Below are 19136 nucleotides of genomic sequence, written 5' to 3' on the forward strand. Positions count from 1 at the left end.
ACTGGCGCTAGAGCCAGGGGTCCTCATAGGTCTGCGATGCGGGAGTGCGCTCCTCTGGCAGATCCGGCCCGCGGGGACCGTCCGGCGCCTCGGAACCGCCGGTCGCGCCGCCGCGTTTCGCCTCGGGCCGGGCGTCGCCGCGGCCCCGGCTCGCGCCCCCGCGGGACCAGGCGGGACCGCGCGCGCGGGTGTCGGTGAAGGCCAGCATCAGGCCGCTCTCCTCGTACGGCTCGCCCTCGCCGCCGACCTCCACCTCGTAGCGCGCACCGCCCGGGATCTGCACGACGACCTTCCCCGGGGCGCCGCGCCGGGCGCGGACGGGGCTGTCGCCGGAGCGGGGGTAGTCCAGGCCGGGGTCGCCGTCCGTGCCGTCGTGGACGACGAACCGGAACTCGGGCGCCCACTTGCCCGGCGCCTTCAGCACGGCGACCTCCTCCCCGTCCTGCCGCAGGGACGCCCACAGCCCGCGCACGTCGATCCGGGCGCGGTGGGCCCGGCGGCGGAGGTAGGCGAGGAGCGCGAGCAGGAGGACCAGCAGGATCACGCCCGCGATCTCGTACCGGTGCGCCTCCACCCACGTGGGCGGGTTCTTGACCGTGATGGTGAGCTGCCCGTTGGCGTACACCTTGGAGAGGTCGGCCGCGTCGACGACCTTCACCGTCATGGAGGTGCCGCCGAGGCGGGCGTCCTCGGGGAACCGCACCTTGAACGGACGGGTCGTCGTGCCCTGCCCGACCGTCAGGTCGGTGGAGCCGACGAGCGAGGCGCGCGCGCCGCCCGGACCGTCCAGCACCAGCCGCCCGCGCACCGGGGCTCCGGTGTTCTCCATCGTGACCGTGCCGCGCACCGCGTCGCCGGGGTGCACGACCGCGCCGGACGAGAACGCCACCCGGCCCTGGAGCGGAGGCGCCTGCGCGCCGACCGCCATCGTCACCGGGACCTTCTCGGCGCGGACGCCGTACCCGCTGACGACGCCGGTGAAGGTGACGTCGCCGGGCTGCGGCGGGGCGGTGAACGCGCCCGCGTACCGGCCGTCGCCCGCCCGGTCGTCGGGGGCCTTGCCGTCGTCCCGGATGACGATGTTCTGCGGCGCGCTCAGCGCCGCCCCGGTGGCCTGGACGGTGAAGTTCAGCCCGGCGAGCGCCTTCGCGTCGGTGATCGCGCCCCGCCGGGTGATCAGCGAGAGCCGCACGGTGACCGGCTGCCCGGTCCGGGCGCTCGGCGGCTCGATCACCAGGGAGGAGCTCACCGCGCCCTGCCAGATCGCGGTGGCGCTGACGAGCTGCCTGGACAGCCTGTCCGGCGCGGTCAGCCGGATCTTCCACTGCCCGTTGCGCGGGTTGACCACGCTCAGCGTCTCGACCGTGGCGTTCTCGCCGGCCCGCTTGAACACCGAGTCGCCGAGCCGGCCGTTGCCGGGCACGGTCTGGCCGGACGGGTCGACGTAGTCGACGCGGACCCGCGGGTCGCCCTTCGCCACGGTGATGTTGCCGTCGGTCGCGATGATCGGGATGTCGATCTTCAGTTCCCGGGTCTCGCCGGCGCCGAGCGTCGTCTCGTCGCTGCGGCTGACGCCCGCGCAGCCGGACGCGGCGAACGCCTCGGCGAGGGAGCGCAGCACGTCCCCGGAGTCGCGGACGACGCGCGCCCGCGGCTTGGAGTCGGCGCGCTCGTCGCAGGCGCCCTGGTAGCCGCCCGCCGCGAACGCGTCCAGCGCCGACCGGTCCAGCCGGTCGCCGAATCCCAATGGCCATATCTGGACGCGATTGGCGGCGGCGAGCGCGAGCTGCGTCTCGACCTGTTTCTGCGCCTCCGAGTTACGGTCCTCTTCGATGCGTCCGTAATTGGGGCTGCGGTGGACGTCGAGCCGCCCGTCGGTGAGCAGGAAGACCACTTTCAGCGCGCCCTGCGGGCCGCCGCTCAACGCGCTCAGCCCGTTGGCGAGCGCGGCGGCGTGGTCGGTGTCGTTGCCCTCGCCGTCCGACCTGCGGTGCAGTTTTCGGACGCACGCGGCGAGCGAGTCCTTTTTCACGGCACTGTCCAGGACCGTGGGCGGACAGGCCGCGGTGATCGCGTTCTGGCCGGGCTGGTTCTGGCTGCCGAATCCGTAGATCGACACGCGGCTGCGGGAATTCAAGCCGCCTAAGGCGATCGTGGTCGCGGCGCTGATCTCGGCGCGGACGTCGGCGTCCGAGAGACTGCCCGACTCGTCCACCAGGATCGACACGTCCATCAGCGTCGGCTCGGGCGCGCCCGCGCGGGCGCCCGCCGCCGATATCGCCGCCGCTGTTCCCGATTCCGCCCGCACCGGAGCGAGCGGAATTAGCTGACCGGTCAAGAGCGCCGCGATCAGGGCAACCCTCCCCGCTGGGCGCACGAAAGCGCGGCGCCTTCTTGGCATCATTCTCCAGAACCCCTGTGCGATCTTGACCCCACCCCGTGTGGCCCGGCTTCCGATGATTACAGCAAGTTGAGTGGTGAATGGGCCTCAGTTATCCGACTGTTACCAATAATCCCATTGGCGCCCTTATGATCAAGAACTGTTGATGTCCGAAAAGTGTGGCTTATGGGCGGTTATGACTCGTTCCATGACCAGTCAGTCATGTCACCAGCGGTCTTTCTAGAATTCGTTATGGGAATTGTCGGGCTCGGCAGCGGGCGGCCGGCCGGCGGCGCCGTCCCCGGGATCGTCGGCGCCGTCCGCGGGATCGTCGGCGTCGTCCGCCACGGGAAGCGCGGCCAGCTCGTACAGCAGGCCGTCCAGCAGCCGGTCCGCGGACGCCGGCCCGACGGCCCCGTCCCGCCCGCCGCGGAGCAGCCGCACGCCCTCGACCAGGTAGCTCTGCGCCGTCGCGTGCCGTCCCGTCCGCCGTTCGAGGCGCCCGAGCTCCAGGTACGCCTCGACCGCGGCGGGCCGGTGCTCCAGCAGGAACGTCCAGGTCTGCCGCGCCTCCTGGACGGCGCCGAGCGCGACATGGCAGCGGCCGAGCCGAAGCAGCGCCGACGGTGCGGGCGGCGCCGCCGGATCGTCCCGGAGGCCGAGCAGCTCCTCCAGGTCCCGCCGCGCGCGCTCGTGGTCGCCCAGCCGCATGAGCGCCTCGGCGCGGACGTCCAGCAGCGCCGCCCGGGCGCCGCGCCCGGCCGGGGAGGCGTCGCGGAGCAGGTCCAGCGCCTCCTCCGCCCGGCCCCGCGCGAGGAGCGCCCACGCCTCGGCGACCCCCTCGTCGCCCCCCTCGGAGGCCCCGTCGGAGGCCCCCTCGTCGGCCCCCTCGTCGGCCCCCTCGTCGGCCGGCGTGGTGCCCGGCCCCGCACCGGGCACCACGCCGGGGACACCGTCCGGCTCCACGCCGCCAGGCGCGCCGGACGGCGCGACCGTGGAGCCGGACGGCGGCGAGGGCGGGCCGCCGGCCCGGTCGGAGACGTAGAGCCAGGCGTCCATGGAGAAGCCCTTGTCGGGCAGTGCGCTCCGCACCCGCCAGAACTCCTCGGCCCGCAGCGAGCCGAACCCGTTGCGGATCACGTCCTGGAAGAGATGGTCGGAGACGACCACCGCGAGCTCCGCGCGCGGGTGGTCGTCCAGGGCGGCCTTGACCGGCGGGCCGTCCAGCAGGCGGAAGCACTCGATGACCGCCGTGCCGTTGAACCCGGCCGGGCCCGGCGTGACCAGGCCGCTGGTCAGCGCGAGCCGGAGCCGGATCTTCGCGGCGTCGGCCAGCAGCCGGTTCTCCTGGTGGAGGGCGACCTCCAGCTCGGAGACCAGCGCCGGGATCACCTTGCTCTCGTCGATGTCGCTCGGCGGCATGATCAGCACGCCGTCCCCGCTGCTCTGCACGATCTCCTCGGGCAGGCCCGCCTCCCGGCACGCCGTCAGCGCCACGCTGACGAGCGCCTGCTGCGCGCGGATCTGCTCGGGGACGAGCCGTTTGCTCCACCCCTTGATGTCCAGTCCGGCGCACAACGAACGACGCGACCATGCCCCCATGCCGTCCCCCTTCTCGGGCGTTGGCAGAAGTCTGGCCACCTATCGGACGGCACTACCCGCACCAGTACGGGCAAGGAGGAATTCGGCCCGGTGGGGACGCGGACGCGCGCTGCCCCGTCAGGTCCGCAGCTCGGGCGGCGGGTCCATCTCGGCGAGCCGCGCCAGGCCGCCGACGTCCCGCAGCACGATCCGGCCGCGGCCGCAGTCGACGACGTCGCGCAGCGCCGGGCCGTTGAGCGCCTTCTGCACCGTGCCCTCCTGCGCGCCGATGAGCATCGCGAGCTGCTTCTGCCGAAGCTTGATGACGGGATGGCCCGCCTCCCGGTCCGGCGACTGCTCCGCCTGGTACAGCAGGGCCCGCGCCAGCCTGACCTCGACCTCGTACCCGGCCGCGTCGGCGCGGTAGGTGTTGGCCTGGGTGAGCCGGTCGCCGGTCATCCGGCTGAGTGCGAGCATCGCCTCCGGCACGTCGGCGAGGCACTTCATGAACGCCCGCGCCGGGAGGACGGAGACGACGCACCGGTCGAGGGCGGTGACCGTGGCGGCGCGCACCCCCTGGCTGATCACCGCCATCTCGCCGACCAGGTCGCCCGGGTGCCGGATGCCGAGCAGCGACGGGGACCCGTTCTCCACGATCCTGGTCACGCTGACCCGGCCTGCGAGCAGCAGGGACACCGACGTCCCCGGTTCGCCCTGCCGCATCAGCGGCTCGCCCGGCTGGAGGGTGCGCGTCCGTCCGAGCCCCAGCACGGCCTGCCGGGCGGGGGGTGTCAGCCGTCCCAGGAAGGAGCGTTCGTTCCAACCGGAGCTCGTCATCGGACGTCTCCTCAGCGCACGCGCGTCTCGCCGCGCCGATCCGCCCCCGGATCGGACGCCGCCCGAACGGGGACCAAGTATGTCAGGTTGTGCACCACTGATTAGGGTCACATGCCACATATCTACGTCTCGTCCGGCTGCCGCGCGAGCGCGGCGGCCAGCAGCCGCCGGGCTCCCGCGCGGTCCCCGCGCCGGAGGGCCTCGACGGCGAGCACCCGCAGCGGCGCGCCGCCTCCCGGGTGGACGTCGGCCGCCTCGTTGACCAGCCGGTCGCCCGCCCGCTGCTCGCCCCGCCGGTAGGCGCGGGCCGCGAGGGCGAGCAGCAGGCCGTGCTCGAACCGGTCCGGCTCCGCCGCCAGGCCGGGGCTCGCCCGGACGACGCGCAGCCCCTCGGCGAGGTAGCCGCGGGCGACGTCGTCCGGCTCGACGAGGTCCATCAGCGGGTAGGCGGCGAGCGTCAGCGGATACCGCCGCAGCAGGTACCGCCACGTCTCGACGGCGGCCCGCCGCTCGCCGAGCACGAGGTGGCACTCGCCGAGCGCGAGCAGCGGCCCCGCGCCGGGCCGGACGCGCAGCACCCCGCGCAGCCGCTCGGCCGCCGCGGCGTGGTCGCCGTCCCGCATCAGCGACCTGGCGGGCCGCACCGGCACCGGCGGCTCGCGCCGCGCGGGCGACACCGGGACGCCGCCGGGCCTCGGCCACACCCACCAGTCCGGGCCGAACGCCTCGCCCCTGACCCGCTGGAAACGCGGCAGCGACGACGCGCTCCGCACATGCCAATGCAGCAGGTCGCCCAGCAGGACGTAGAACGGCGCCTCCCCGCCGAACCTCCGCCCCCGGCCGAGCAGCCGGACGGTCTCGGCGACGGCCTCCGCGCCCGACACCGGACCCGCCGAACCGCCGGTGACGCCGACGCGCGTGCCGTGCCGCCCGGCGCCGTGCCGGCGCAGGGCGTCCACCAGCGCCAGGGTCGTGTCGGCGGGCTCCGCGCGGAGCACGAACACGAGGAACTCGCCCGCGGCGAGCAGCGCGTCGGCCTTCGCCCCGCGGAGCCGCCGCACGCGTTCGACCAGGTCGACGCGCGCGCGTATCCGCTCGGGCGTGCCCAGCCGCTCCCATCCGCCGACCCGGAATCCGACACAGGTGATCTGCGCGCCCACGCCCAACCCGTCCTCCAGCCGTCGTGCCGCCCGCCACCCCGTCGTCACCCGACCTTCTCCCGGGGAGCGGGCGCGTACCCCGTCCCAATGCGGGTTGGCGCGACCGGATCACCGCGTCGGCCAGGGCCCGCGCGGCGCTTTTCACAGCTAAAGGGGCGGGTTGAAAAAGTTGCCTCCCGTTCAGTTCCACGGGGTGCGCGTAGAAGGTTCGCAGGTGGCCATGGCCGCCTGCGTAGAACGCCTTCTAAAAGGTGTTCGACCGTCGAACCGGCCGTTCGCCAATCCCGGGTGAGTGGTCAATAGTCGAATCACCGGTCGGCGCCGCGCCGCTTCCGTGACGCCGACCGGGGACCGGCAGCCAGGGCCAGGCGGTCAGCACGTTTCTTCGTTCCGCACTCCTGTGAAAGGAACCCCCGCTCATGAGGAAGCGCAGACTGTGGGCCGTGGCACCGATCGCGGTCCTGACACTGTCCGGTACATCGGTCGCGGCGGCGGGCGCCGAGCCGTCGCCGCCCAGGACGAACATCGTCGGCGGCGTGCCCGCGACCGAGACCTACTCGTTCATGGCGTCCCTGCAAGAAGGCGGGCAGCACGGTTGCGGCGGCTCCCTCGTCGCGCCGTCCTGGGTCGTGACCGCCGAGCACTGCGGCCAGCCCGAACAGGTCCGCGTCGGCACCCAGAACTGGAACTCCGGCGGCGAGGTGCGCCCCGTCGCCAGCCGCCAGGTCGTGGGCGGTGACCTCGCGCTGCTCAAGCTGACGCTGCCGTCGACGCAGAAGCCGATCCCGATCGCCACCAGCGCCCCGGCCGGGGCGGCGACGCGGCTCATCGGCTGGGGGCAGACCTGCCCGCAGCCGGGCTGCGGGCAGCCGCCCGTCCAGCTCCAGCAGCTCGACACCGCCATCATCGACGACGCCAAATGCAAGGACATCGAAGGGGCGACCGAGCTCTGCATCGACGGCGGCAACGGCAAGGGGGCCTGCTACGGCGACTCCGGCGGCCCCGCCGTGACCGGCGGACCCGGCTCGTGGCAGCTCGTCGGCGCGACGAGCCGGGGCGACCGGGTCTGCGCGCAGGGGCCGTCGATCTACAACGACGTCACCGCGTACCGCGCCCAGATCCTCCAGATCATCGGCGGGACGCCGGCGGCCGCGCGCTGACCGCCCGTCCCCTCCAGAACGTGCCCTCCGCCGGAGCGCGGTGCCCGGCGGAGGGCACCACCACCCCCGAGCCCCTGGCCTGGGGGCGCCCGAACCTTCCGGCGGGCGCCCTCAGGCCCGGTTCTCCGGCCGGGGCAGGAACGCGACGAGGGCCGTGCCCACGGCGGTGATGACTGCGGCGGCGACGAACGCGGTCGCGTAGCCGTCCACGAGGTCGGCGCCGGAGCGCGCCGCGGCAGTGCCGAGAACGGTGAGGCCGATGGCGCCCCCGATGGTGCGGGACGTGTTGACCACGCCCGCCACCGCGCCCGCCTGGGACCGCGGCGCGCCCGCTGTCGACGCCTCCACCAGCGGTGTCATCAGCAGCCCGAAGCCCACGGCCATCGTCGCGCCCGGGCCGAGGATCGAGCCGAGGAAGGTGCCGTCGGCGTCCAGCACGGCGCTCTGCCACGCGAACCCGGCGGCGGCCAGCAGCCCGCCCGCACCGGCCAGGAGCCGCGCGTCCATGCGGGCCATCAGCGGCGGCGCCAGCCTGGAGCCGACGATGATGCCCGCGGTGTGCGGCAGGAACGACAGGCCGGTGCGGACGGCGCTGTACTCCAGGACGTTCTGCATGTACAGCGACAGGAAGTACCAGAGCGCGAAGCCCGCCATCGTCCCGACGAGCGTCGCGAGGTTCCCGACCGCGACGCTCCGCAGCCGGAACAGCCCCAGCCGGACGAGCGGCTGCGCCGTCCGCGACTCGACGGCGACGAACCCGGCGAGCAGGACGAGCCCCGCGCCGAGCCAGATAAGGGACGTCCAACTGTGGTCGCCGGTCTCGCCGATCCCGTACGCGAGCAGGACGACGCCCGCCGTGACGAGCACCGCGCCCGGCAGGTCGAGGCGCTGCCGCCCGGCCGGGCCGCGCTCGCCGCGCAGCCACCGGACCGCGACGACCGCGACGGCCGCCCCGATCGGCACGTTGATCAGGAACACCCAGCGCCAGCTCAGGTAGTCGGTGAGCAGCCCGCCGACGAGCCCGCCGGTCGCGCCGCCCGCGGTGCCGACGGCCGTCCACATGGCGATCGCGCGGGTCCGCGCCGGGCCGTCCGGGAACGTGGCGGTGATCAGCGCCAGCGTCACCGGGGCGAGGATCGCGGCGCCGAGGCCCTGCACCGCGCGGGCGCCGATGATCATCGCCGGGTCCTGCGCGAAGCCGCCCGCGAGGCTCGCGGCGGTGAACAGGCCGAGCCCCGCGACGAACACGCGCTTGCGGCCGAACAGGTCGGCGGCGCGCCCGCCGAGCAGCAGGAACCCGGCGAACGTCAGCGAATAGGCGTTGACGACCCATTGCAGGCCGGACGCGCCGAGCCCGAGCCCGGTGCGCAGCTCGGGCAGCGCGACGTTCACGACGGAGATGTCCAGGACGACGAGGAACTGCCCGACGGACGCGGCCAGTAGCGCCGCCCAGCCGGGGGTCGTGGAGAGTTCTGCCGGTCGTTCGTCGACTTGGGGATCATGGGTCGCGGTCATGCCGTCCAGGCTGCCGTCCGCGGGGGCGTCCCCGCGTCGGGCGGCGGGACGAGACCGGCACGTTCCATCGTCCTAGGACCCTTGCGGACTTTGCGGACTTCGCGGTCAGTCCAGGCGCTCGTAGGCGGCGTAGGCCGCGGCCCCGAACACCAGGTGCGGCACCACGTCGGACACCCAGCCCGACAGCGACCACTCCCGCGGATCCGTCACGCCCAGCGCCGCGAGCGGCACGTTCGAGCCGAGCATGGCGAGCGTCCCGAGCGCCAGCATCCCGACCGGCCACGGCACCGGCCGTTCGTGGGCGGCGGCCGCGTAGCAGAGGCCCGCCCCGGCTCCCGTCCCGAACCCGAGCAGCGCCCCGACCGCCTCCCTCCGGTTGTCGGCCCGCTCGCCCTCCCCGAGGTTCACGTGGACGTCGTCCGCCATCTTCTGCACGGCGTCGTTCGGCGTACTGCTGGCTCCCCGCGCCCGTATGAGCATGTCGAGATAGGTGACGGCGTTGAGCGCACTGGTCCCGACCGCCCCGGCGATGAGCCCGTTGACAAGTGTCCGCATACTCCGACCGCTACCCCGCGTCACGGCCTTCACGTCAGATCTCCCTCAGAAGCCTGCGGAGAAGCTGCGTGGTCTTGGCGGGACGGGACGCGGCGGCGCATTCGTCCCAGACGCGGGTGTACAGCTCGACGTCGTCGGGCCTGTCGAGGTAGTTCGCGCTCGCGATCTGCTCCAGATAGACCACCTCCGGCAGGTCCGGGTCGTCGAACCGCAGGAGTGTGAAGGAACCGGCCGCCGGATATCCGCCCGCGCCGAGCGGCAGGATCCGCAAGCCGACCCCCGGCGACTCGGCCATTTCGATCAGGTGCTGGATCTGGGCCCGCATCATCGTCCGGTCACGGAACGGGCGATGCAGGATCGCCTCGTCCAGGACGGCCCACACCTTCGGCCCGTCCCCGGTGAAGGGCTCCTCGAAGGCGACGCGCTTCTGCCGGATCGCTCGAAGCTGCACGCGCCGCTCGACCTCCTCCTCGGAGGCGAAGGGGTGCCTGAGCCTGATGACCGCGCGCGCGTAGTCCTCGGTCTGGAGCAGGCTCGGGACCAACTGCAGCTCGTAGGCGCGCAGCGAGGAGGCCGCCTCCTCCATTCCGAGGTACGCCTCGTACCAGCCCGGCACCACGTCGCCGTATCGCTGCCACCAGCTCGGGGCGTTGGTCTGCCTGGCCAGTTCCAGGAGCGGGGCCCGCTCGGAGGGATCGATGACCCCGTACAAGGTGAGCAGATCGGCCACATCGCGTTCCTTGAACCGGACTCGGCCGAGCTCGATCCGGCTGATCTTCGAGTGCGAAGCGCGGATCGCGTAGCCCGCGTGCTCCGGCAGGATTCCGCAGGCTTCCCGAAGCGCTCGAAGCCGTGCGCCGAGGAGGAGACGCGGCACCATCGACCCCCCGGGCGGATAGTGGGCGGCCGGTTGGCCGAAGGTGCCCTCGGCCGGTGGAGAGGTTCGGATCACCGCCCCGTAGGCATCGGTCGGGTCGACGAGCCGGTCGCAGGCGGTGGCCCAGCGCTGGAGGTCCGACGAGGTCCCGCCGCACAACTCCACGATTCGCAGCAGGTCTCGCGCGCGGGGCGCCCGCGTCCCCTGGAAGAACTCGGACACGGTGGTACGCGCCAGGACGGAGCCGTCCGGGTCCTCCCGCGAACGGCTGACGAGCTGGCGCAGGCTCAGCCCCGCCCGGCGGCGGAGCTCGTCCAGCATGGCCATCAGCTCGGGCAGCGTCCTGGCCCGCGTCGGATCGACCGGAGCGAGACCGACGCGCAAGGTCACCGCGGTTCCGAAGGGCGCCGGGTCGGGCGGCGATCTCTCCCCGTTCCTGTCGCCGCCGTCGCCATTTCCAGAACGGTTGAGGAGGGCGGCGGTCTCCCGCCAGCGCCGCTCCCATTCGTCCAGGTCCCCGTCACACGCCATCACATAGGCACGCGTGACCTCCCAGCTCGGGAATTTGTGCCCGGCAGCGGCCTCGGCCAACGTCGTATAGCCGTAGTAGGACCGCTTGGCCATGACGCGGTAACTGGGTTTGTCGGCGTCGGCGCGGAGCCGACGCAGTTGTACCGCGAACGCCGCGATGGGACCCGCCCCCGGGTCGAGAGGATTCTCCGGCCGTGGCATCGGCGCGCCCCGGTCAGCCGAGACTCCAGCGTGGCCCGCGGCGATTCACGGGGAGGCGGGCGCGTGCCGGAGGCGCCGCATGGCGCCCCCGTCTCCGGCCGATGCGGAGCACCCGCGAAGGACCGCCCGGCCCCGGCCGGGTCCCCCACAGCAGAAGGGCGACGCCGACGAGGACGATCGACGCCATGACGAGGGGCCGGTGTCCTCGCGGCGCCGGACAGGCGACCTGGAGCGACGGGGTGGGAGGGCGCATCGATGCGGCTGCCTTTCGGGAACAATCGTCTGATGGCTCGGGCGGTTGCTTATGAGTCGCAGGCGCGATGGGGGCCCACGCGGTTGCCGCCGCGAAAAGGCCCGGCCTGTTCCGTCTACGCCATATCGTGGCGGACGGCGTTCCGCCTCGTGAAGCATTCGGCTTCCACACGTTGTTCGAAGTCTGGACGACCGGCGCCGACTACCACTCCACCAGAAGCAGCGTCAAGACTTCATTGTTCGGAGATCTCGCCGTACACACGCCAGACGTTCATGCAGTGAGCGAACAACCCCGCCGCGAGCGAACCGAGAACAACGAAAACGAACCGGCGGCCTGCGCGTTCACGCAGGTCATTTGACACATCGAGGGCCCACGCCGGATCGTCCGGGCAACAGGCGGCCGAAGGGCTTGCCGGACAACACGTCCCCCGTCTTACCTTGTGATGCACCGTGGCATGTCGGCTGTACCAGCCCGTGCCTCGGGGACACGTCGATGCGTCCGTCTGATGGCTCGGGCGGCAGCACTTGACACCAGGGGCCTCCCGTTGCCGCGGGAGGCCCCCACACCCGCTCTCCCGTCCGTTCCCAAAGGCAGGAGAATGCACGGGTGGACGAGTTGTCGGCGCGGCTTGAGTGTCTGATGTCCGGGTTGAACTTCGTGACGACCTTCGGGTTGCTGCCCTTGCCCGCGGGGATGTCCTTGGAGGATGCCGAGGCGGCGATCGTGCAGGTCTATCCGGAGGCCGAACTGATCGGGCCGGGGCGTACGGACGCCGCCGAGGTGTGGGAGGAGATCGACCATGCCTTCGCCTACCGCGGCGATCCGTCCGGCGGAAGCGGAATGGAACTGACCGACGCCCAAGAGGCTGAACTGCGAGAACTTCAGGATCGCTATCGCGTGTACGTGCGCGAATTCATGGAACCGGTATCGGCCATCTACGCGGGCGGTTGCCGTGGCCTCCCCGGCTACCCCGTCTTCTGGGGCTACCGTCTCCTGATCCTGAACCCTGACCGCGAGGGCCTACTCCTCTTCGGGGACGCCTCCGACTGATCCAAAGCAGTCGGGTCTATCGCTCCCGGTCCTGCTTAATCTGCTCCAGCAGGTCAGCGAACTGGGCAACGCTCAAGGTCAGGTGCCCGCTGCCCGGGGCCTTGGAGTCGCGCATGGCGACTCCTGGCGCAAGTCGTCCCACTTCAACGCAGTGTTGGTCGTCCGCGCCGCCGCTGTGTGAACTCTTGCGCCACTGCACGATCATTCGTAGGTCTCCAGGTATCGCTTGATGATCTCGCGAGAGGCTTCGAGGGAAGCCGCCTTCGCTCCGATGCGATCGAACTTAACCGACAGTTCGCGGACCTCGCCAGGCGCTTCGATCAGGCGCCCGCCGTTCTGAGCGCCCGAATATGCGATGTCCCTGGTTTCCAGGCTGAGGACCTGCAGCGATCCGTCAACGCCGAGGTGAGCGCCCGACTTGAAGGGGACGATGCGGAGGCTTACCTGCGGCAGGTCGGCCATGACGAGCAGGTGCTCCAATTGGGCCTTCATCACCTCAGGGCTGCCGACCTCGCGCGCCAGGACGCTCTCGTCCAGCACCGCCCACATCTCGACGTCGGTTCCCCTGTCAAAGAACGACTTCTTTCGCTCGACCCTCTCCCCCATCTCCGCCTCGAAGTCCTTCGGAGTACCGGCCTTGACGTAGGACCAGGTGTAGTCGTCGGTCTGGAGGGCGAGTGGGATTACCTGACCGTGGTAGGTCTTGATCAGCGTCGCTTCCTGCTCGTACTTGACGAGCTGCCTGCCCCAGTCGGGGTCGTGGGCCATTCGGGCAAACCACAGCAATAGCTGGAAAAGCCACCCGGTGCCGTAGTGCTTGTCGAGGGCGACCATGTGGTCGTCCTGCGGACGACGCCGCCCTGCCTCGAAGTTGGATACAGTGCCGCGCTGCACTCCCATTATCTCGCCGCACTGGGTGAGCGAGAGACCCATCTTCTCCCGCCAGAACCGCAGGTAGAAGGCCAGGAAGTGCCACATGGAGAGCTTGGGGTTGAGGGGATCGCGAACGATGGGCACTGCGCCCTCCCTGTTTTCAAATTCCAGGACTACACGCAAACCATAGGTCGGCACCGTGATCCTTGCCACAGAAATTCGAGATTTCTGGCGAGGGAGGGGCGATGGTGATGACCGCGACGGGGGATATGGTCGTCCCCCTGTTGGGAACGCCGGGGGCGGCGGGGGTCGCGCGTATTCTCGTGGACCAGCGAATGCACAATTGGGGCTATTCCCATATCCTCCACGACGTTCTTCTCATCTCCTCGGAACTCGTGACCAACGCGGCTCAGCGGACACCGCAGGACGAGATCCGGCTCCAGCTCAGCCGGGACGCGGACGGGATCATCGTCGCCGTCTGGGACGCCGCCCCCGACCTCCCTCAGCCTCGGGCAAGGGTCGACATGACACTCGACGACCTCGACCTCTCCGAGGACGCGTTCGACGAGAACGGCGGGTGGGGGCTGCAGATCGTCCAGGAACTGTCGGCGCGGTGCGGGGCGGTGCGGGATCCGGTCGGCGGGAAATGGATCTGGGCTCGAATCCTCATCTGAAAGGGCTGCGGCGTGTCTCGGTCACGGGGAGGAGGAGGGGCCGTGACCGGGACGCGCCGCGCCGGAGACTCAGGCGATGACGTTCACGGTCAGGGCGTCGACCGTGTAGCGGCCCGGTTCGGGACGGACGGCCGCCGCGATCGCGTGGCTGACGGCGTCCGGGAGCGTGATCTCCAGCGCCTGCCCGGTGTCGTTGTGGGTGACGGCCCGGCCGGGGAGGAGGACGATCGGCTGGTCCGCGCCGCGGAGGATCAGCGGGTTGCCGTGCGGGACGCGGGCGGGCAGCACCCGGGTGAACTGCGGCACGTGCTCCGCGCCGAGCTCCAGCGTGACGCCGTCGGACGTGTCGGCGTCCAGCCGGTGGAAGAACAGGAAGCCGGTGCCGGAGCCGTCCCGCCGGGAGCCCTCGCGGACGGCATTCGCGACCCCGGGCACGTCGGCGAGCGACAGTCGGTCCATGTTGGTCAGGAGGAGCGGCAGGTGCGGCGCGAGCGCCGTCATGAGGCCCTCGACGTGCCACGACTGGGCCGCGTGCAGCTCGTCGGTGGTGATGCCGACGAACTGGAGGAACGCCACCTCGCCGAGGGGCGTCTCGGCGCGGCCGAGTTCGGGGTCCAGGACGAAGCCGCCCGCGCGGATCGCCGAGCCGGGACGGTCGGGGTCGATCGGGTTCGGGAACTCGATGTAGTGCCCGGCCTCGAAGTCGTTGCCGCTCTTCGCGACGTACGAGGCGAGGTTCTCCAGATGGCCCATCGCCCAGTTCGGCGCGGCGCTCTCCCCCGGCAGGCGCGGCACGCGCAACGTGAACTCGTAGCCGCGTTCCTCGAATGGCGCGGTCAGCGCGTAGCCGATGAGGTGCCAGTGCGGGACGGGCTCATTCCGCGGATAGACGGCGATGGTGTTCGTGACGAACTGGCCCATCGGCATCGGGCCCATGGGACGGTAAGGCGTCGGCGCGTCCCATTCCAGACGTTCCGCGTCCCCGTAGCGGTCCTTGAGCGCGGCATCGATCGCATTCCAGCCGTCGACGTTGAGCATCTATTTCCTTTCCGAGCCGGCCACGTTCCCCTTTCCGACGCATCCTTCCCGATCACGGTTCGCGGTGAAGCGAATGCCGGGTACAAGGGAACGGTGAGCGGCGGGAGAGGGGCCGGGGTTCCCTGGGGAGCCACGGTGATGGCCACGGGCATCGTGTCCATCGCGCTGCGCCTCGCGGGATTCGGGTGGGCGTGGCGGACGCCGGCCGCGACGGCGGCGGCGTTCCTCGGCGTCGCGGCGGTGCTGTGGGCGGTGCTGCTGCCGCGCGTTGTGCGCGCGGTGAGGCGTCCGCTGCCCGGTGCGGCGTACCTGGTGACGGTCGCGACGCAGTCGGTGGCCGTGCTCGGCGCGATGCTGGCGGCGGGTCCCGGGCCGGGTCGGCTGGTGTGGACGGCGGGGGTGCTGCTCGGCGGCGGGCTCGTCCTGTACTTCGTGGTGCTCGCCCGGTTCGACCTCGGGCAGGTCGCCGCCGGGGCGGGCGGCCACTGGGTGGCGGGCGGCAGCCTGGCGATCTCCACGGTCGCCGCCGCGCGGGTCGCCGCCGCGGCGGGCCCGCCCGCGCGGGCACCGCTGGAATGGCTGACGCTCGCCGTCCTCGCGGCCGTGCTCGGCTGGTAGGCGGCGCTGGCCGTGTTCGAGGTCGTCCGGCCGAGGCTGCGCTACGACCCGCGCCGCTGGTCGACCGTGTTCCCGCTCGGCATGACGGCGACGTGCACGATGACGGCCGGGACCGTGTGCCACGTCCCGTGGCTGGTCGGCCTCGGGAAGGCGCTGGTCTGGCCGGCCGTCATCGCGTGGGCCGTCGTGTCGGTCGGCGCCCTGCGCCGCGCTCTCAGGACGGGTCGTAGGCCAGGTTCGGAGCCAGCCAGCGTTCCACCTCCGCGACCGGGAGGCCGCAGCGGGACGCGTAGTCCTCGATCTGGTCCTTCCCGACGCGGCCGACCGTGAAGTAGCGCGACGCCGGGTGAGCGAAGATCAGGCCGCTGACGCTCGCCGCCGGGGCCATCGCGTACGACTCGGTGAGCTTCATGCCGAGGCGGCCCGCGTCCAGCAGGTCGAAGAGCTGCTGCTTGAGGCTGTGGTCGGGGCTCGCCGGGTAGCCGAGGGCCGGGCGGATGCCGCGGAACCGCTCGGCGTGCAGGTCCTCCAGGGCGGGCTCGGCGCCGGGCTCGAACCAGGCGCGGCGGGCCTCCAGGTGGACGTACTCGGCGAACGCCTCCGCGAGCCGGTCGGCCAGCGCCTTCACCATGATCGACTTGTAGTCGTCGTTCTCTTCCTCGTACTTGGCGGCGAGGTCCTCGGCGCCGAGGATCGTCACGGCGAAGCCGCCGAGGTGGTCGCCGGCCGGGGCGATGTAGTCGGCGAGGCAGCGGTTCGGGCGGCCCTCCGGCTTCTTGGTCTGCTGGCGCAGCATCGGGAACCGCAGGTCGGGCAGGACGATGTCGTCGCCCTCGGAGTGCGCGGGCCAGAAGCCGTAGGCGCCGCTGGCCTCGAAGGAGCCGTCCGCGATGATCTGGTCGAGGAGGGCGTTGCCGTCGTCGAACAGCTCGCGCGCGACGGGCTCGTCCAGGATCGCCGGGTACTTGCCCTTCAGCTCCCAGGCCAGGAAGAAGAACTGCCAGTCGATCATCTCGCGGATCGCGGCCAGCTCCGGCTGGACGACGCGGACGCCGGTGAAGTCCGGGGTGGGCAGGTCGGAGAAGTCGACCTGCTCCCGGTTCGCCCGGGCGCGGTCGATGGTGAGCAGCGGGCTGCGCTGCCGGTTCTCGTGCTGCTCGCGCAGCTTGGCCTGCTCGGCGCGGTTGCTGACGGCGAGCGCGGCGGCGCGGCCCTCGTCGAGGAGGTCGGAGACGACGCCGACGACGCGGGACGCGTCCAGGACGTGCACCGTCGTCGCCTCGTAGGCGGGCGCGATCTTCACGGCGGTGTGCTGGCGCGAGGTGGTGGCGCCGCCGATCAGCAGCGGCAGCTTGAGGTCGCGGCGCTGCATCTCGGCGGCGACCGCGACCATCTCGTCCAGCGACGGGGTGATCAGCCCGGACAGCCCGATCGCGTCGGCGTTCTCCGCGATCGCGGTGTCGAGGATCGTCGCGGCCGGGACCATCACGCCGAGGTCGACCACGTCGTAGTTGTTGCAGCCGAGGACGACGCCGACGATGTTCTTGCCGATGTCGTGGACGTCGCCCTTCACGGTCGCGAGGACGATCTTGCCCTGCCCGCGGTCGGAGGTGATCCGCCCGGCGCGCTGGGCCTCCTCCTTCTCCCGCTCCATGAACGGCTCCAGGTAGGCGACCGACCGCTTCATCACGCGGGCGCTCTTCACCACCTGCGGGAGGAACATCTTGCCGGACCCGAACAGGTCGCCGACGATCTTCATGCCGTCCATCAGCGGGCCCTCGATCACGTCGAGCGGACGGGCGGCCTGCTGCCTGGCCTCCTCGGTGTCCTCCTCGATGAAGTCGATGATGCCGTGGACGAGGGCGTGCGACATGCGCTCGCCGACGGGCGCGTCCCGCCAGGACAGGTCGACCTCGCGCTTGGTGCCCGTGCCCTTGACGTTCTCGGCGAACGACACGAGCCGGTCGGTGGCGTCGGGACGGCGGTCGAACAGGACGTCCTCGACGAGTTCGAGGAGGTCGGCCGGGATGTCCTCGTAGACGGCGAGCTGCCCGGCGTTGACGATGCCCATGTCGAGCCCGGCGCGGACGGCGTGGAACAGGAACGCCGAGTGCATCGCCTCGCGGACGACGTCGTTGCCCCGGAACGAGAACGACAGGTTCGAGATGCCGCCGCTGGTGCGCGCCCCGGGGCAGCGCTCCTTGATCCGGGGCAGCGCGTCGATGAACGCCTTGGCGTACCCGTTGTGCTCGGCGATGCCGGTCGCGACGGCGAGGACGTTCGGGTCGAAGATGATGTCCTCGGCGGGGAACCCGGCCCGCTGGGTGAGCAGGTCGTAGGCGCGTCCGCAGATCTCGACCTTGCGGTCGGCGGTGTCGGCCTGGCCGGTCTCGTCGAACGCCATCACGACGACGCCCGCGCCGAAGTCGCGGATGCGGCGGGCCTGTTCGAGGAACGGGCCCTCGCCCTCCTTGAGGCTGATCGAGTTGACGACGCCCTTGCCCTGGACGGTCTTCAGCCCGGCCTCGAGGACGCTCCACCGGGAGCTGTCGATCATGATCGGGATGCGGGCCACCTCGGGCTCGGTCGCGATCAGGTTGAGGAACGTCGTCATCTCCCGCTCGCTGTCGAGCAGGTCGGCGTCCATGTTGACGTCGAGGAGGTTCGCGCCGCCGCGGACCTGCTCCAGCGCCACGTCCACGGCGGCCTGGTGGTCGCCCGCCTCGATGAGCTTGCGGAACCGCTTGGACCCGGTGACGTTGGTGCGCTCGCCGATCATGACGAAGCCGGTGTCGGGGCCGATCTCGAACGGCTCCAGGCCGCTGAACCGGGACGCCTTCGCGGGCCGCGCGATCTCGCGCGGGGCCTTGCCGCGGACGGCCTCGGCGATGCGGGCGATGTGCGCGGGGGTCGTCCCGCAGCAGCCGCCCGCGATGTTGACCAGGCCGGAGGCCGCGAACTCGCCGAGCTTCTCCCCCGTCTCGTCGGGGGTCTCGTCGTAGCCGCCGAACGCGTTCGGCAGGCCCGCGTTCGGGTGGCTCGCGGTGTAGGTGCCCGCGATGCGGGCCATCTCCTCGACGTGCGGGCGCAGCTCGTCGGCGCCGAGGGAGCAGTTCAGGCCGATGACGAGCGGCTCGGCGTGCTCGACGGAGCGCCAGAACGCCTCGACGGTCTGGCCGGACAGCGTCCGCCTGGAGATGTCGACGAACAGCGAGATCCAGAGCGGCAGGTCGGGGGCGACCTCGCGGGCGGCGGCGATCGCGGCCTTCGCGTTCAGCGTGTCGAAGATCGTCTCGACCAGGAGCAGGTCGACGCCGCCCTCGGCGAGGCCGCGGATCTGCTCCGCGTAGGCGTTCTTGACCTGGTCGAACGTGACGGCGCGGAACGCGGGGTCGTCGACGTCCGGGGAGATCGACAGGGTGACGTTCAGCGGGCCGACGGAGCCGGCGACGAACCGTCCGCCGAACTCGTCGGCGGCCTGCCGGGCGAGCCGCGCGCCCTGCACGTTCATCTCGTGGACGAGGCTCTCGAGCCCGTAGTCGGCCTGGCCGATGCTCGTCGCGGTGAACGTGTTGGTCGTCGTGATGTCGGCGCCCGCGTCGAGGTACTGGCGGTGGACGTCCAGGATGACGTCGGGTCGCGTGAGGTTCAGCAGGTCGGGGTCGCCGGTGACGTCCTTGGGGTGATCTCCGCCGATGCGGTCGCCGCGGTAGTCGGCGGGGGCGAGCCCCGCGCCCTGGAGCATCGTGCCCCAGGCTCCGTCGAGGACGGCGATCCTGCTGTCGAGAAGTTCGCGAAGGTCGTTTCCGGTCATTTTTTTCGAGCACCTCCCA

The 19136-nt window shown here is 71.7% G+C and carries 17 protein-coding genes; 6 read left to right on the forward strand and 11 right to left on the reverse strand.

Translation table 11 applies throughout. The annotated features are described in order from the left end of the window. Positions 1–7: 7 nt before the first annotated feature. The 4 genes from FXF68_RS01805 to FXF68_RS01820 form a co-directional block, all read right to left on the reverse strand. The gene (locus FXF68_RS01805; RefSeq protein ID WP_187437660.1) at positions 8–2308 is read right to left on the reverse strand and encodes a vWA domain-containing protein; all 2301 of its coding nucleotides are present in this window, start codon (positions 2306–2308) and stop codon (positions 8–10) included. Positions 2309–2620: 312 nt separating this feature from the next. Further along, positions 2621–3958 carry a tetratricopeptide repeat protein gene (locus tag FXF68_RS01810; protein WP_148757083.1) on the reverse strand — a complete coding sequence of 446 codons (1338 nt, stop codon included), beginning with the start codon at positions 3956–3958 and terminating at the stop codon, positions 2621–2623. A 141-nt stretch (positions 3959–4099) separates the two neighbouring features. Continuing rightward, the gene (locus tag FXF68_RS01815) at positions 4100–4798 is read right to left on the reverse strand and encodes a Crp/Fnr family transcriptional regulator (RefSeq protein WP_187437661.1); all 699 of its coding nucleotides are present in this window, start codon (positions 4796–4798) and stop codon (positions 4100–4102) included. Positions 4799–4920: 122 nt separating this feature from the next. Next, positions 4921–6006: a tetratricopeptide repeat protein gene (locus FXF68_RS01820; protein ID WP_148757087.1), complete on the reverse strand. Its 1086-nt coding sequence runs from the start codon at positions 6004–6006 to the stop codon at positions 4921–4923. Positions 6007–6401: 395 nt separating this feature from the next. Between FXF68_RS01820 and FXF68_RS01825 the strand changes: the two genes are divergently transcribed. Next, positions 6402–7118, forward strand: a complete 717-nt coding sequence (locus tag FXF68_RS01825) for a S1 family peptidase (RefSeq protein WP_222869770.1) — start codon at positions 6402–6404, stop codon at positions 7116–7118. Between the two features lie 111 nt (positions 7119–7229). Here FXF68_RS01825 and FXF68_RS01830 read toward each other — a convergent pair whose 3' ends face one another. The 3 genes from FXF68_RS01830 to FXF68_RS43580 form a co-directional block, all read right to left on the reverse strand. Then, complete coding sequence (locus FXF68_RS01830; protein WP_148757090.1) at positions 7230–8633, reverse strand: MFS transporter; 1404 nt, start codon at positions 8631–8633, stop codon at positions 7230–7232. Positions 8634–8738: 105 nt separating this feature from the next. Next, positions 8739–9188, reverse strand: a complete 450-nt coding sequence (locus FXF68_RS01835; protein ID WP_148757092.1) for a hypothetical protein — start codon at positions 9186–9188, stop codon at positions 8739–8741. Between the two features lie 34 nt (positions 9189–9222). Then, on the reverse strand, positions 9223–10797 hold the full coding sequence (locus tag FXF68_RS43580) for a helix-turn-helix domain-containing protein (protein ID WP_246178179.1): 1575 nt from the start codon (positions 10795–10797) through the stop codon (positions 9223–9225). A gap of 320 nt (positions 10798–11117) precedes the next feature. Between FXF68_RS43580 and FXF68_RS01845 the strand changes: the two genes are divergently transcribed. Together FXF68_RS01845 and FXF68_RS01850 are read left to right on the forward strand one after the other, a co-directional pair. Beyond that, positions 11118–11408 carry a hypothetical protein gene (locus tag FXF68_RS01845; RefSeq protein ID WP_148757094.1) on the forward strand — a complete coding sequence of 97 codons (291 nt, stop codon included), beginning with the start codon at positions 11118–11120 and terminating at the stop codon, positions 11406–11408. Positions 11409–11656: 248 nt separating this feature from the next. Then, positions 11657–12100: a hypothetical protein gene (locus FXF68_RS01850; RefSeq protein WP_148757095.1), complete on the forward strand. Its 444-nt coding sequence runs from the start codon at positions 11657–11659 to the stop codon at positions 12098–12100. Positions 12101–12116: 16 nt separating this feature from the next. Here FXF68_RS01850 and FXF68_RS01855 read toward each other — a convergent pair whose 3' ends face one another. Together FXF68_RS01855 and FXF68_RS01860 are read right to left on the reverse strand one after the other, a co-directional pair. Further along, positions 12117–12305, reverse strand: coding sequence for a DUF397 domain-containing protein (locus FXF68_RS01855; protein ID WP_148757097.1), 189 nt, complete (start codon positions 12303–12305; stop codon positions 12117–12119). Further along, positions 12302–13117 (reverse strand): helix-turn-helix domain-containing protein, encoded by an 816-nt coding sequence (locus FXF68_RS01860; protein ID WP_148757099.1) that lies wholly within the window; start codon positions 13115–13117, stop codon positions 12302–12304. Before FXF68_RS01860 ends, FXF68_RS01855 begins: the two co-directional genes overlap by 4 nt. Positions 13118–13218: 101 nt before the next feature. Between FXF68_RS01860 and FXF68_RS01865 the strand changes: the two genes are divergently transcribed. Beyond that, positions 13219–13647, forward strand: coding sequence for an ATP-binding protein (locus FXF68_RS01865; RefSeq protein ID WP_148757101.1), 429 nt, complete (start codon positions 13219–13221; stop codon positions 13645–13647). 69 nt (positions 13648–13716) lie between these two features. Here FXF68_RS01865 and FXF68_RS01870 read toward each other — a convergent pair whose 3' ends face one another. Further along, positions 13717–14685 carry a suppressor of fused domain protein gene (locus tag FXF68_RS01870; RefSeq protein ID WP_148757103.1) on the reverse strand — a complete coding sequence of 323 codons (969 nt, stop codon included), beginning with the start codon at positions 14683–14685 and terminating at the stop codon, positions 13717–13719. A gap of 138 nt (positions 14686–14823) precedes the next feature. Here FXF68_RS01870 and FXF68_RS43585 point away from each other — a divergent pair, with 138 nt between their 5' ends. Both FXF68_RS43585 and FXF68_RS43590 read left to right on the forward strand, forming a co-directional pair. Then, the gene (locus tag FXF68_RS43585) at positions 14824–15303 is read left to right on the forward strand and encodes a TDT family transporter (RefSeq protein WP_246178182.1); all 480 of its coding nucleotides are present in this window, start codon (positions 14824–14826) and stop codon (positions 15301–15303) included. A 66-nt stretch (positions 15304–15369) separates the two neighbouring features. Next, entirely contained in the window at positions 15370–15633 is a 264-nt protein-coding gene (locus FXF68_RS43590; protein WP_246178411.1) for a hypothetical protein, read from the forward strand. On the opposite strand, the gene metH is transcribed toward FXF68_RS43590, so the two are convergent. After that, positions 15518–19117, reverse strand: a complete 3600-nt coding sequence (metH, locus tag FXF68_RS01880) for a methionine synthase (protein WP_148757105.1) — start codon at positions 19115–19117, stop codon at positions 15518–15520. The genes FXF68_RS43590 and metH overlap by 116 nt on opposite strands. Between the last annotated feature and the right edge of the window lie 19 nt (positions 19118–19136).

Source organism: Actinomadura decatromicini (genome assembly GCF_008121305.1).
In the GTDB taxonomy this organism is placed as follows: domain Bacteria; phylum Actinomycetota; class Actinomycetes; order Streptosporangiales; family Streptosporangiaceae; genus Spirillospora; species Spirillospora syzygii.

Excerpts from the sequence above, each read along its gene's own strand:
- FXF68_RS01815 (WP_187437661.1), bottom strand. The coding sequence starts at position 4,798 with ATGACGAGCTCCGGTTGGAACGAACGCTCCTTCCTGGGACGGCTGACA.
- FXF68_RS01830 (WP_148757090.1), bottom strand. The coding sequence starts at position 8,633 with ATGACCGCGACCCATGATCCCCAAGTCGACGAACGACCGGCAGAACTC.
- FXF68_RS01835 (WP_148757092.1), bottom strand. The coding sequence starts at position 9,188 with ATGCGGACACTTGTCAACGGGCTCATCGCCGGGGCGGTCGGGACCAGT.
- FXF68_RS43580 (WP_246178179.1), bottom strand. The coding sequence starts at position 10,797 with ATGCCACGGCCGGAGAATCCTCTCGACCCGGGGGCGGGTCCCATCGCG.
- FXF68_RS01845 (WP_148757094.1), top strand. The coding sequence starts at position 11,118 with ATGGGGGCCCACGCGGTTGCCGCCGCGAAAAGGCCCGGCCTGTTCCGT.
- FXF68_RS01855 (WP_148757097.1), bottom strand. The coding sequence starts at position 12,305 with ATGATCGTGCAGTGGCGCAAGAGTTCACACAGCGGCGGCGCGGACGAC.
- FXF68_RS01865 (WP_148757101.1), top strand. The coding sequence starts at position 13,219 with ATGGTGATGACCGCGACGGGGGATATGGTCGTCCCCCTGTTGGGAACG.
- FXF68_RS01870 (WP_148757103.1), bottom strand. The coding sequence starts at position 14,685 with ATGCTCAACGTCGACGGCTGGAATGCGATCGATGCCGCGCTCAAGGAC.
- FXF68_RS43585 (WP_246178182.1), top strand. The coding sequence starts at position 14,824 with ATGGCCACGGGCATCGTGTCCATCGCGCTGCGCCTCGCGGGATTCGGG.
- metH (WP_148757105.1), bottom strand. The coding sequence starts at position 19,117 with ATGACCGGAAACGACCTTCGCGAACTTCTCGACAGCAGGATCGCCGTC.